At 40.3% G+C, this 12,391-nt stretch carries 14 protein-coding genes; all 14 read left to right on the top strand.

The window, feature by feature from the left end:
- Nucleotides 1-25: 25 nt before the first annotated feature.
- Complete coding sequence (locus QWT69_RS08455) at nt 26-742, top strand: LysM peptidoglycan-binding domain-containing protein (protein ID WP_317964726.1); 717 nt, start codon at nt 26-28, stop codon at nt 740-742.
- 67 nt (nt 743-809) lie between these two features.
- A complete protein-coding gene (locus tag QWT69_RS08450; RefSeq protein ID WP_317964724.1) occupies nt 810-1,583 on the top strand; it encodes a metallophosphoesterase in 774 nt (257 codons plus the stop codon).
- Between the two features lie 22 nt (nt 1,584-1,605).
- Nucleotides 1,606-2,571 (top strand): YpdA family putative bacillithiol disulfide reductase, encoded by a 966-nt coding sequence (locus QWT69_RS08445; RefSeq protein ID WP_317964722.1) that lies wholly within the window; start codon nt 1,606-1,608, stop codon nt 2,569-2,571.
- A gap of 66 nt (nt 2,572-2,637) precedes the next feature.
- Nucleotides 2,638-3,324 carry a glutamic-type intramembrane protease PrsW gene (gene prsW / locus QWT69_RS08440; protein WP_317964720.1) on the top strand — a complete coding sequence of 229 codons (687 nt, stop codon included), beginning with the start codon at nt 2,638-2,640 and terminating at the stop codon, nt 3,322-3,324.
- Nucleotides 3,325-3,429: 105 nt separating this feature from the next.
- A complete protein-coding gene (gene sleB / locus QWT69_RS08435; RefSeq protein ID WP_317964718.1) occupies nt 3,430-4,215 on the top strand; it encodes a spore cortex-lytic enzyme in 786 nt (261 codons plus the stop codon).
- A 60-nt stretch (nt 4,216-4,275) separates the two neighbouring features.
- Nucleotides 4,276-5,562 carry a PepSY1/2 domain-containing protein gene (locus QWT69_RS08430; RefSeq protein WP_317964716.1) on the top strand — a complete coding sequence of 429 codons (1,287 nt, stop codon included), beginning with the start codon at nt 4,276-4,278 and terminating at the stop codon, nt 5,560-5,562.
- 112 nt (nt 5,563-5,674) lie between these two features.
- Nucleotides 5,675-6,313, top strand: coding sequence for a flagellar brake protein (locus tag QWT69_RS08425; protein WP_317964714.1), 639 nt, complete (start codon nt 5,675-5,677; stop codon nt 6,311-6,313).
- A 98-nt stretch (nt 6,314-6,411) separates the two neighbouring features.
- Nucleotides 6,412-7,089: a (d)CMP kinase gene (cmk, locus tag QWT69_RS08420; RefSeq protein WP_317964712.1), complete on the top strand. Its 678-nt coding sequence runs from the start codon at nt 6,412-6,414 to the stop codon at nt 7,087-7,089.
- Nucleotides 7,086-7,667 carry a lysophospholipid acyltransferase family protein gene (locus tag QWT69_RS08415; RefSeq protein WP_317964710.1) on the top strand — a complete coding sequence of 194 codons (582 nt, stop codon included), beginning with the start codon at nt 7,086-7,088 and terminating at the stop codon, nt 7,665-7,667. The genes cmk and QWT69_RS08415 overlap by 4 nt, the downstream gene beginning before the upstream one ends.
- 80 nt (nt 7,668-7,747) lie before the next feature.
- A complete protein-coding gene (rpsA, locus tag QWT69_RS08410) occupies nt 7,748-8,887 on the top strand; it encodes a 30S ribosomal protein S1 (RefSeq protein WP_317964708.1) in 1,140 nt (379 codons plus the stop codon).
- A gap of 121 nt (nt 8,888-9,008) precedes the next feature.
- Nucleotides 9,009-10,319, top strand: coding sequence for a ribosome biogenesis GTPase Der (gene der, locus QWT69_RS08405; protein WP_317964706.1), 1,311 nt, complete (start codon nt 9,009-9,011; stop codon nt 10,317-10,319).
- Between the two features lie 19 nt (nt 10,320-10,338).
- Nucleotides 10,339-11,361, top strand: coding sequence for an NAD(P)H-dependent glycerol-3-phosphate dehydrogenase (locus QWT69_RS08400; RefSeq protein ID WP_317964704.1), 1,023 nt, complete (start codon nt 10,339-10,341; stop codon nt 11,359-11,361).
- Nucleotides 11,362-11,366: 5 nt separating this feature from the next.
- On the top strand, nt 11,367-11,591 hold the full coding sequence (locus QWT69_RS08395) for a DUF2768 domain-containing protein (RefSeq protein ID WP_431312274.1): 225 nt from the start codon (nt 11,367-11,369) through the stop codon (nt 11,589-11,591).
- Between the two features lie 2 nt (nt 11,592-11,593).
- The gene (locus QWT69_RS08390; protein WP_317964702.1) at nt 11,594-12,322 is read left to right on the top strand and encodes a hypothetical protein; all 729 of its coding nucleotides are present in this window, start codon (nt 11,594-11,596) and stop codon (nt 12,320-12,322) included.
- Nucleotides 12,323-12,391 lie beyond the last annotated feature (69 nt).

Here is a 12,391-nt window from a genome sequence, read left to right as displayed (position 1 = left end):
CATCATGGGATAGGAGAATATGCAGATGAATAATAATGATTATAAAACCGATTTCGAAGAACAGCGTAAAGAAATAGATCTGAACAATGGTACCGATGACCAATTGCCTTCTAGAATTGAACGGCATGGGAGACAACGCAAGTCGAGAAAAACCTCTAACCATACGATGATAAATATTATTCTTGGGGTCTTTGCGTTTATTCCTATTTTAATATTTGCGTTTGTGATCTATAATTTCTATTTTGGTTCGGATAGCGGTTCGGCTAGTGACAAATCAGACGTAACAATGGACATATCACCTGGAAAGACGGCAGGATCTGTCTCGGTTGTGGATGATTCAGATAAGGAAGAGAACTCCGATAGTGCTAAAATAGAAACAAATACAGGTGCGGGCAAACCGCCAGTGTCAGTTAATCCTCCCGCAAATGGAAAAGATGATGTTTCTGACGGGAAAGAAAAACCTGAAGTGGAAAAACCTGAAGTGAAACCTGAAACAAAGCCGCAAGCGAAACCTGAAGTAAAACCTGAAACGAAGCCACAAAGGAAACCTGAAACGAAACCTGAAACAAAACCTGAAACAAAACCTCAGTCAGCAACACATATTGTCGCTGCTAATGAGACGTTATACCGTATTTCTATGAATTATTACGGATCAGATGTTGGTGTTGAAAAGATCAAGAAAGCGAATGGTCTATCGTCAAATGATATAAGAGTAGGACAAAAATTAATAATACCAAAGTGATATATTCTGAGAATCCAGAGTTAGGCAAAGTTCGCTTCTTTGCCTTTTTCTTGTGATAGGTGCCAACATGAAAATACTATTTAAATGCACTTTAGCTGTTTTTCTATTCATAATTAGTTTATTAATGCATATGTTCTTTTTAGCAAAACGACGTAATGTTTGCCACCATTCGTACAGTGTAGATTCTGAAAATCCGGAACGGAAGGTTCTGTCCGTTTTTTTCATCTCTGACATACATCGAAGACGTATTGACAAACGATTGATGAAGCAAGTGAAAACATTTGGAGAAATGGATGTCGTTGTAATTGGCGGTGATCTAGCTGAAGGCGGTGTACCACTTTCACGAATCAATCGTAATGTAAAAGAGCTTTCAAAACTTGGTCAATTGTTTTTCATTTGGGGAAATAACGACCGTGAAATTGGTGAGGAAGCGTTAAGAGAGATTATCACACGAAACGGTGGAACAATATTGGATAATGAAAATGCGGTTATTAAAGTCCATCCTTCTTGGGCTATTTGTGGAACGGATGACCCTTCAAATCGGAATGTCGATGTGCAAAGTACTTTAAAAAATATCAATCAGTATAAGCATTTGATTGTTGCCACACATACGCCGTCTCTGTTTAGAAAAATCGAAGAAATCATTCATCCAGAGTTGATGCTTGCCGGACATATGCATGGAGGACAAATCCGATTCGGAAAGTACGGTATGCAACCGTTAGGCAAGTTTTCAGAACAAGAGGGCAAAGCCAAACTGATTAGCAACGGATATGGAACTTCACTACTTCCATTGAGACTCGGTGCCAAGCCGGAAAGTCATGTTATTAAAATAAATTATTGATGTTGAAAGAAGCTGATTTTAAATGAACAATAAAGATGTCATCATTATCGGTGGAGGGCCATGTGGCTTATCCGCCGCTATTGAATTACAGGATAAAGGATTGGATGTTCTCATAATTGAAAAAGGGAATATTGTCAATTCGATCTACCGTTATCCCACACACCAAACGTTTTTCAGTTCTAGTATAAAACTATCTATCGGGGATATTCCGTTCATCACTGCGAAAGAAAAACCAAAAAGAAATGATGCGCTTGTCTACTACCGTACAGTTGCCAAAATGAAAAATCTAGCTTTGAACAGTTTTGAAACTGTGCGAAATGTCAAGAAAACTAATAATGAGTTCATTGTTGAATCGGATAAAAACACTTATTCAGCTAAATATGTTGTCGTCGCTACAGGTTATTATGACAATCCAAACAAGCTTGACGTACGAGGAGCAGAATTACCTAAAGTTTTCAATTATTTTAAAGAAGGGCATCCTTTCTTTGGTAAGAATGTTGTTATTATCGGCGGTAAGAACTCTGCAATTGATGCTGCGATTGAACTTGTACGTGCAGGTGCATCCGTCACAGCACTCTATAGAGGGTCGGAGTATTCCCCAAGTGTAAAACCTTGGATTTTACCTACATTCGACAGTTTTGTTCGAAGCGGTGAAATTTCGATGCATTTTAATGCGACAATCGAGGAAATCACTGAAACATCAGTGCAGTTCGATACGAATGGTGAAAAGTTGACAGTTGCCAATGATTATGTATTTGCGATGATTGGGTACCATCCTGATCACGAATTTATAGCTCGTATGGGTGTAGAAATCGATAAAGAAAGTGGAAAACCGAAATTTAATGATTCGACTATGGAATCGAATGTCGAAGGTTTATATATTGCGGGTGTCATTGCCGCAGGGAATAATTCAAATGAAATATTTATAGAAAACGGAAGACTGCATGGCGGACTTATTGCGGAGGATATAAGCAGGCGGATGTTATAGTGTTTGCTAGCTGTTTTGTTAAAACATCGGAATGATGAGTAGTAGGGAAAGGATGACTGCCTGGGTATGATCATTTTGCTTTCAGTGGCGATTGCGCCAGGTCTGGCTTTATTCAGCTATTTTTATTTGCGTAAACAGATAGCTAAGGAACCTTCACTTACTTTGTTTCATACGTTCATTTATGGTGCTATCATGACATTCCCGATTATGTTCGTTCAACATGTGTTTGAAGAAGAGCAGATAATCCAGAATGAGTTTTTTCGGAACGCTATTTTCACGAGTGGTATAGAGGAGTTTTTCAAATGGCTCATCTTATTAATTGCCATCTTTAAACATGTCGAGTTCGAAGACGCATACGATGGAATTCTTTACGGCGCAAGTGTTTCTTTGGGCTTTGCGACAGTGGAAAACATCCTTTACCTGTTTACTTTTGGGGTGGATACGGCTTTCTTGAGAGCTTTGTTGCCTGTGTCGAGTCATGCATTATTCGGTGTCGTCATGGGTTATTATTTCGGGAGAGCTAAATTCATAGTTGGTTCAAACCGAAAAGGTATGTTGTTCTTCGCTTTTTTCGCCCCTTTTATACTACACTTCATTTATAACGGGATTCTAGGGGTAAACGATCTTTCATTATATCTGATTATACCTTTCATGCTTTTTTTATGGTGGTTCGGGCTAACAAGGGTGAAATACGCTCATACATTTGCTATGCAGCAATTCAGAAGAAAAGCGAATTTGAAGATTAAAAGATAACTGAATACCAATCCGAAGATCCGGCGATACAGTCGGATTTTTTTTATTGTCAAAAACTAATAAAACCGTATTACTTGGACAAACTGAAGAAAAGGAGGGTCTAATATGAAGAAAATATTTACAAGCTTATTGGCGGTTATTGCTGTAATTGGAATTTCGTTTATGGTTACAAGTGATCACACAGATGCTTTTTCCTCCAGGGATTTAAGTAAAGGTGCAACAGGGGACGATGTCATCGAACTGCAGGCCAGACTGCAATATATTGGTTTTTATAATGGAGAGATTGACGGTAAATTTGGCTATGGAACCTATTGGGCTTTACGTAATTTTCAAGAAAAATATGGCATGCCGTTAGATGGAATTGCTGGATCCTTGACGAAAAAGAAGTTGACTGCTGCTTCTTCATATGACGAGAAGTTTGTCATGGATAACATAAAGAAAGGGAATCAGTTTACTTATTATGGAGGGACGCCACTGTCATCTCAAGTTAAAAAGGGAGGTGGCAAGAAAGAAAATATACACTTGCCATCCAAGTATTCTGAACAAGACTTGAAATTAATGGCTAATGCTGTTTACGGTGAAGCCCGAGGAGAGCCATATGAAGGGCAAGTCGCCGTCGCAGCTGTCATCCTTAACCGCGTAGAACACCCTGACTTTCCAGATACAGTTGGCGGTGTTATTTTCCAACCAGGAGCATTTACAGCTGTAGCAGATGGTCAAATATGGCTAACGCCCAATGATCGTGCGAAAGAGGCTGTATTGGATGCTTTGAACGGGTGGGATCCATCGGAAAGTTCCATTTACTATTTCAATCCTATTACAGCAACAAGTAAATGGATATGGTCGAGACCCCAGATTAAGAAAATAGGGCTGCATGTTTTCTGTCACTGATTCTGTAAATGAAGGAGGATTGAATAGCTCCGTTAAAAAAATGGAGCTGTGGACAACACTATGAAAAAAATACTTTTTGTTCTCGCTTACGTTTTAGTCGTTGTTTCAGTGTTTGCAGTAAACAAGTCTGCAGAAAATGAGAAATTATCGTTGGCGCTAAGTAACCAATATGCAAAAAAAATGTCGGATGCATCCGAAAAATTCGAAGAACTAGATTCTGCAGTGAAACAGACACTTTTGTTCAATGAATCTGAAGGGTCTTCAAAAGCTCGAGATGATATTTGGAGGCTGTCATCCGATATTAAAAATTCAGTATCCTCATTACCTCTAGACCAGGGATTTTCCACTTCGTGGATGAACTATCTTGGAAGAATCGGAAATTACGCAAAAGAGGTTGACGCTTCGGGGATGCCTAAAGATTATCATACAGTTATGTCACAAGCTTCTAAAAATCTTGGTGAGATGAAGAAGGAATGGTTGGTCGCTACGTCTGGGCTAGTAGACGGAAGATATTCTATGGATGAATGGACAGATCGTTTAAATGCAACGAATAACGAGTCTAACTGGACGAATATTAGTCAATCCATCAAAAGTTATACCGAAAGTGATTTTCCCCTGACTGCAAGTGAATCTGACAGGATGAAAAAGAAGGAATTAAAAAATATCGATGAGCCAAAAGTGAAACAGGCAGAAGCTGTCAAGAGGTTCCAAACTCTTTTCCCGGAAGTATCCAATGATGTGATGGGTGTTGAAATGAGCAAACCCGGTGCGCCTTATCCATTCTTTCATATCCGGTTCACTGATGGTGAATCGCTTGGCTATATTGACATAACAGAAAAGGGTGGCCATGTGCTTTCCTACTTATCCGAAAGGCCTTTTGGAAAAGGAAGCCTTACTTTTGAAGAGATTGAAAAAAGAGGAGATGCTTTCCTCGAATTAGCGGAATATAATGACCTCGTTTTCGAAGAAGCTAGAGAGAATTCAACAGCATGGCATCTCGTCTATGTCAGGAAAGAACCCTTTTATGAAGCTAAAGTATTTTCAGATGCAATTCACCTCAAAATTGCAAAAGATACTGGAGAGTTAATCGGGCTTGACGCTACGGAATATATTCAAAAAGAGAAACTCCATCGGCAGAAAATCGAAAAAATCGATTGGAATGAATTCTTCTTTGAAGACGTGAAAATTGCGAAAAATGAAATGGCTTATGTTGAAAATAGCAAATTTGAACAAAGATTAGCTTATTATTTAACGGTTACACGCGATGAGAATGGCCAAACTGGAACGTATAACGTTCTTGTAGATACAGAAAATACGGAGGTTATCAAAACAGAGAGACTGCATTGACAAAATTCCAATCGTTTTTACGATTAGTTCAAATGAACTGAAATTCAATATTGGAATTTATGCCTACCCGTGCGATAATAGATACAACTAGTAAAAGGGTAGGTGTTTTCAGATGCGTCTTAAAGTTGGTACAACTGTCATCATTGATAAAGATTACACCGAGAATGGAGACAAATATAAAAGCAAAGTTGTAGACGCAGGGGACGATTATGTAATGATTGACTATCCTGCACATATAGAAACAAATCGCACAGCATTTTTCATGGATGGCACGCAATTGCTCATATCATTCGTCGATAATAAAATGTCCTTTGCTTTTAGAGCTGAAGTCACAGGGAGAATGAACAAAGGGATACCTATGCTGAAATTATCCTATCCCGGCGATGAGCAGTTGATCAAAATCCAGAGGCGTGAATTTGTTCGTGTCGAAACAGCGATTGATGTTGCAGTCAATCATGCGGGTGTCAGCAGTCAATTTGTAGCTGAAGATATTAGCGCAGGTGGTATTGCACTGAATCTTGGCGACAAAGAGGTTTTTGAAGAATCGGATATTGTGAATCTGAGTGTAGTTCTGCCTTATGTGAATGACGATATCAAATACGTCCGAACAGAAGCACAAGCAGTACGAATATGGGAAAAGGATGGGCGTCGGATTGCTTCGATGCAGTTTTCTGAAATTGATACGACGGATCGACAGAATATCATCCGTTTCTGTTTTGAGCGACAATTACAGCATCGTAATGAAAAGTAGAGAAAAAGTGTAGTAATGGGAAAAGACCTGTTTAATTCAGGACTTTTCCCATTTCCATATGTTACAATGTTTTCGAATTGAATTCGGGGGTAGATGATATGTTAAATGGGATTATCATAGCGATTGACGGACCGGCTGCTGCTGGAAAAAGCACAATCGCCAAAAAAATCGCGCAAAAATTGAATTATACGTACATTGATACGGGAGCTATGTATCGTGCATTGACACATAAAGCGATTCAGTTGGACATAAATTTAAATAGTGATCATGATTTGACTGCTTTATTGGAGAACACGGACATCCATTTGAAGCCGGATGGAGATAATCAAGCCGTTTTGATTGATGGCATTGATTGTTCCGAGGAAATCAGATCACATGAAGTGACAGCTGGCGTATCAGCGGTTGCTACCCATATGAGTGTTCGCAAACTTATGGTTGAAAAACAAAGAGAGCTTGCTACTGGAACGGGTGTTGTCATGGATGGTCGAGATATTGGAACAGCCGTACTTCCCAAAGCGGAACTGAAAATATTCATGACAGCTTCGGTAGATGAACGTGCAGAGCGCAGATTCATAGAAAATGAGTCGAGAGGAATTTATACTCCGCTTGAACAGCTGAAACAGGAAATCGAAAAACGTGACCAATCAGATAGTGAGCGCGCTGTATCACCTTTGAAGATGGCGGATGACGCAGTTCTCGTTGACACTACTTCCATGACAATTGATCAAGTGGTAGACAAGGTTATTGTACTCGCTGAAATGAGGATGCAGCCATGAACTTGTATCCGCTCGGTAAGTTTCTTATAAGTACAATTTTTTATCCGTTATATCGTATTAAGGTGACTGGTAAGGAGAATTTCCCCCGAGAAGGAGGAGTGCTGCTTTGTACGAATCATATTGATAATCTTGATCCGCCAGTCGTTGGGATCACGTGTCCAAGAACTGTCCATTTTATGGCGAAGGAAGAGCTTTTCAACATGCCAATCTTGAAGTCTGTACTTCCTCAAGTGCAAGCTTTTCCAGTCAAGCGTGGCATGAGTGACAGGGATGCTTTCAGGACAACCCTGAAACTGCTGCGCGGCGGTAAAGTTGTGGGTATGTTCCCTGAGGGGACAAGGAGTAAAGACGGACAACTTGGAAAAGGACTTGCTGGTGCAGGTTTTTTTGCACTAAAAGGTGATGCAGCAGTAATACCCTGTGCTATTGTTGGTCCTTATAAGAAATTCAAGAGGTTACATGTCATCTATGGTCAACCGATTGATATGACGTCATACCGGGAAAACAGAGCGTCCGCAGAAGAAGTCACGGAAGTGATTATGAAAGAAATCCAGTCCCTATTAAATCAACATAAATAAAATGATAAGCGTAATTTTTTGTTTTTATGAATCGATTCGAATAATATAGAGGTAGGAATCATTATAGAGGAGGACTACATATGACTGAAGAAATGAATTTAGATGAGATGAACGCTTATAAAGAAGGTGACCGTGTCACCGCAAAAGTGACGAACATCGAAGATAAATCCGTGATGGTCGAAATTTCCGGAGCACCTTTCGATGGCGTGATTCCCATCAGTGAACTATCAAGTCTACACATTGAGAAAGCGTCCGATGCGGTTGATGTCGGCGATGAGCTTGAATTGATTATTACTAAAGTTGAAGACGATAATTTTGTCCTATCTAAAAGAAAAGTGGATGCCGAGAACGCATGGGATTCGCTTGAAGAGAAATTCAATAAGCAGGAAACAATCGAAACCGAAGTGAAAGATGTAGTCAAAGGCGGTTTAGTCGTGGATCTGGGTGTGCGTGGATTTATTCCAGCCTCTCTGGTTGAAGATCACTTTGTTGAATCTTTTGAAGACTACAAAGGGCGGACGATGGAATTCAAAATCGTTGAAATGGACAAAGAGAAAAACCGTTTGATCCTCTCGCACCGCGCGATACTTCAAGAAGAAAAAGCGAGCAAGAAAGAAGAAATCCTAGACGGATTAAATGAAGGTCAAGTGCTCGAAGGAACGGTTCAGAGAATCGCTTCATTTGGCGCATTCGTAGATATCGGCGGTGTGGATGGGTTAGTCCATATTTCTCAACTATCTCATGAACATGTCGATAAAGTGTCTGACGTACTAAAAGAAGGCGACAAGGTAAATGTTAAAATCCTATCTGTCGATCGTGATTCAGAAAGAATTTCCCTATCCATCAAAGAAACATTGCCTGGGCCATGGGAGGGAATTCAAGATCGTGCACCAAAAGGATCTGTCTTGGAAGGGACAGTAAAACGCCTTGTCACTTACGGAGCGTTTGTAGAAGTGTTCCCGGGAGTAGAAGGGCTCGTGCATATTTCGCGAATTTCTCATCAGCATATCGGAACGCCGAACGAAGTGTTAGAAGAAGGACAGAAAATTGATGTGAAAGTTATTGATGTCAATGCAGATGACAGACGTCTTTCGTTGAGTATTAAAGATCTTGTCGACAACGAAGATGATAATTCATATGGCGATTATGAGATGAAAGAAGAAACTGGATTCTCGTTAAGTGATGTAATTGGCGATCAGTTAAAAAAGTTCTCGGAATAATTTTGTCCGTTTCATGAACAACTGAATGAACGTCAAACTAAATGGTGATGGTGCTTGCATAGGCATCATCATCTTTTTTGTGTATAATAACACAAGAGATATACTGGAAGGGTGTTTACTTATGAATAAACCAACTGTAGCAATTGTTGGAAGACCAAACGTAGGGAAATCGACGATTTTTAATCGTATTGTCGGAGAGCGTATTTCAATCGTCGAGGATGTTGCCGGAGTAACACGTGACCGCATCTATAGCTCTGCAGATTGGCTAGCGCATGATTTTAATCTTATTGATACTGGCGGAATTGATATTAGCGATGAGCCGTTTATGGAACAAATCCGTTTACAAGCTGAAATCGCAATAGAAGAAGCAGATGTAATAATATTTTTGACCAATGGTCGGGAAAGTGTCACAGATGCTGATGAACAAGTTGCCAAAATATTGTACAAAACGAAAAAACCTGTTGTCCTCGCCGTCAATAAAGTGGACAACCCCGATATGCGTGATATGATTTATGATTTCTATTCACTTGGCTTTGGAGATCCGTACCCCGTCTCAGGATCGCACGGGCTAGGACTCGGAGATTTACTCGATGCTGTAGCCGCGAGCTTCCCTGAACCAGGAGAAGAGCTTGTGGAAGATGACGTCATCCGTTTCTCTTTGATTGGACGACCAAATGTAGGGAAATCTTCACTCGTCAATGCTTTACTCGGTGAAGACCGGGTTATCGTCAGTGAAGTAGCCGGTACAACAACTGATGCCGTCGATACTTCCTATGAATTTGAAGGACAGAAATATAAAATTATCGACACAGCTGGTATGCGAAAAAAAGGCAAAGTGTATGAAAATATGGAGAAATACAGTGTGCTGAGAGCATTAAAAGCGATTGACCGTTCCGACGTCGTGCTGATTGTCCTAAATGGCGAAGAGGGAATACGTGAGCAGGACAAAAGAATTGCTGGCTATGCTGAAGATGCAGGGAAAGGTGTCATGTTCGTCGTCAACAAGTGGGATGCTATCGAAAAAGACGACAAGACGATGAATAAATTTAATGATGATATTAGAAAGAACTTCTTATTCCTTGATTATGCACCAATCGCTTATGTTTCAGCTAAGACAAAACAGCGTGTGACAACTTTATTTGATCAGATTAAAATAATTAGTGAAAATCATGCGATGCGTATTCAGTCAAGTGTCTTAAATGAAGTCATCGAAGATGCAGTTGCGCGTAACCCTGCACCATCTGACAAAGGTCGTAGACTACGCATTTATTATGCAACACAAGTAGCTGTCAAGCCACCGGTCTTCGTTGTCTTCGTCAATGAACCTGAACTTATGCATTTTTCTTATGAACGCTTCTTGCAAAACCGTTTACGTGAATCATTCGGATTCGAAGGGACGCCAATTCGTCTCATAACACGCGCAAGAAGTTGATATGAAAGAGGTGGGACTTTTGGAAAAAGTTACAGTAATCGGAGCTGGTAGCTGGGGTACTGCCATTGCATTTGTCCTTGCTGAAAACGGTCATGACTGTCTGCTTTGGACCAGGCGAGAACAACAATCATTTGAAATAAATGAACGTCATACGAATGAAGCCTACTTGCCGGGTATTTCATTGCCGACAAATCTACAAGCCGTTTCAGATTTAAAAACCGCTATTGAGCATGCTGAAACAATTGTGATTGCTGTTCCGACAAAAGCAATCCGCGATCTTTGTAATGATATAGCAGGGATTATAGAGAAAAAGTGTCTGTTTATTCACGTTTCCAAAGGCATTGAACCGGATACGTTGAAACGAATTTCAGAAGTGATAGAGGATGAAATCAGTCCAGACAAACGGGAAGCGGTTGTCGCGTTGTCAGGTCCAAGCCATGCAGAAGAAGTTGTACTGCGACATCCGACAACAATTACCGCCGCGTCTACAGATCAGCTATCCGCAGAACGAGTCCAGGATCTGTTCAGCAATAACTACTTTCGTGTGTACACGAACAGCGACCTGATTGGCGTTGAAATTGGTGCTGCTCTAAAAAATGTCATTGCATTAGCTGCTGGTATATCAGATGGCATTGGTTATGGAGATAACGCGAAAGCGGCCTTAATTACCCGTGGACTTGCGGAGATATCGAGACTGGGCGTGAAAATGGGAGCAAATCCCCTTACGTTTTCAGGATTAACTGGACTTGGTGATTTGATCGTTACGTGTACAAGCGTGCATTCAAGAAACTGGAAAGCCGGCAACTTGCTAGGGAAGGGGAATAGCCTTGATGAAGTCGTTTCTGGTATGGGCATGGTCATCGAGGGCGTCAGGACAACTAAAGCTGCCCATCAGCTGGCGAAGCGCTACGAAGTTTCTATGCCGTTGACTGAAGCGCTGTACGCCATACTATTTAAGGATATCCCTCCAAAAGGAGCAGTTGATGAGCTTATGAACAGAACGAAAAAACATGAAATAGAAGACTTTTTCTTAAATGATTAAGCTTCATGATAGACGAAAGGATGATCCACTTGTCTCCTTTGGATAAAATGTGGCTGTCTTTTTATGCAATGGGTTTCATGGCAATTTCCATGGGGCTTATTTATTTGAGCAGACACAAACTTTCTAATAGATTAATTAAATTTATTTTGGCCCTGATAGCTTATGCTTTACTGATTTTCTCGTTTTTTGCAATGGTTTACCTGGTATTCAGCGGACCAGGAGGAGGATGAAGATGAATACACATCACAAAAAGATCACGTTGTTGTTGACGATTATGCTGACGATTTTACTTTCTGGTTGTATGTATCCCGGTGATGAAAAAGCAGTAAGAGAAAATCCTTATGCAGATCAGGTTGAAACTGTCCAGAAGGCGGTAAACTCGTACCAAGAGAGTAATGATGGACTATTACCTATCAAAACAAAGGATTTAGAGACGGATCGTTACATAAAATACCCGATTGAATTCTCGAAAATTGTTCCTGCATATACTGAAAAGATTCCTTCCAATGCTTATGAAAGTGGTGGCATCTTCCAATATATCCTCATTGATGTGGATGAAAATCCTACCGTTAAGCTTGTGGATTTACGAACTGCAGAACGCATCAGGGAGTTGCATCTACGGAGACAGATTAATGGAAATCTGCCATTTAAAGAGTCTGTCGGAGAAAATGTATATGAAATTGATTATAAAAAGATGGGCTTCGAAGCACCATTGATGATTGATAGCCCTTATTCGAATGCTCAGCTTCCAATCATTGTGAGTGGAGATGGGAATTTCTACGTCGATTATTCAATCGATTTGAACCGGATTTTAAGTGAACAGAAGCCTGAAGTTAAGCCGGGTGACGATATTCGTTTTCTGCTTGAGGAAGAAAGTTTAGTAGTACCCGCCTACTCTCTGCCATATACTGTGAATGAACAGAATGAACCTGTCTTTATGGCAAACATTCCTGGCAAATAGATTTCAAAACGTTTCATGTCTTTATTGGCATGAAACGTTTTTCTATTACATAAACTAATATGCGCGAAA

It is taken from the genome of Sporosarcina oncorhynchi (assembly GCF_033304615.1).
GTDB classification, from domain to species: domain Bacteria; phylum Bacillota; class Bacilli; order Bacillales_A; family Planococcaceae; genus Sporosarcina; species Sporosarcina oncorhynchi.
The sequence above is the reverse complement of the archived record's forward strand: the minus strand, read 5'-3'. Positions and strand labels throughout refer to the sequence as shown.

Excerpts from the sequence above, each read along its gene's own strand:
- QWT69_RS08455 (WP_317964726.1), top strand. The coding sequence starts at position 26 with ATGAATAATAATGATTATAAAACCGATTTCGAAGAACAGCGTAAAGAA.
- QWT69_RS08450 (WP_317964724.1), top strand. The coding sequence starts at position 810 with ATGAAAATACTATTTAAATGCACTTTAGCTGTTTTTCTATTCATAATT.
- QWT69_RS08445 (WP_317964722.1), top strand. The coding sequence starts at position 1,606 with ATGAACAATAAAGATGTCATCATTATCGGTGGAGGGCCATGTGGCTTA.
- prsW (WP_317964720.1), top strand. The coding sequence starts at position 2,638 with ATGATCATTTTGCTTTCAGTGGCGATTGCGCCAGGTCTGGCTTTATTC.
- sleB (WP_317964718.1), top strand. The coding sequence starts at position 3,430 with ATGAAGAAAATATTTACAAGCTTATTGGCGGTTATTGCTGTAATTGGA.
- QWT69_RS08430 (WP_317964716.1), top strand. The coding sequence starts at position 4,276 with ATGAAAAAAATACTTTTTGTTCTCGCTTACGTTTTAGTCGTTGTTTCA.
- QWT69_RS08425 (WP_317964714.1), top strand. The coding sequence starts at position 5,675 with ATGCGTCTTAAAGTTGGTACAACTGTCATCATTGATAAAGATTACACC.
- cmk (WP_317964712.1), top strand. The coding sequence starts at position 6,412 with ATGTTAAATGGGATTATCATAGCGATTGACGGACCGGCTGCTGCTGGA.
- QWT69_RS08415 (WP_317964710.1), top strand. The coding sequence starts at position 7,086 with ATGAACTTGTATCCGCTCGGTAAGTTTCTTATAAGTACAATTTTTTAT.
- rpsA (WP_317964708.1), top strand. The coding sequence starts at position 7,748 with ATGACTGAAGAAATGAATTTAGATGAGATGAACGCTTATAAAGAAGGT.
- der (WP_317964706.1), top strand. The coding sequence starts at position 9,009 with ATGAATAAACCAACTGTAGCAATTGTTGGAAGACCAAACGTAGGGAAA.
- QWT69_RS08395 (WP_431312274.1), top strand. The coding sequence starts at position 11,367 with ATGATAGACGAAAGGATGATCCACTTGTCTCCTTTGGATAAAATGTGG.
- QWT69_RS08390 (WP_317964702.1), top strand. The coding sequence starts at position 11,594 with ATGAATACACATCACAAAAAGATCACGTTGTTGTTGACGATTATGCTG.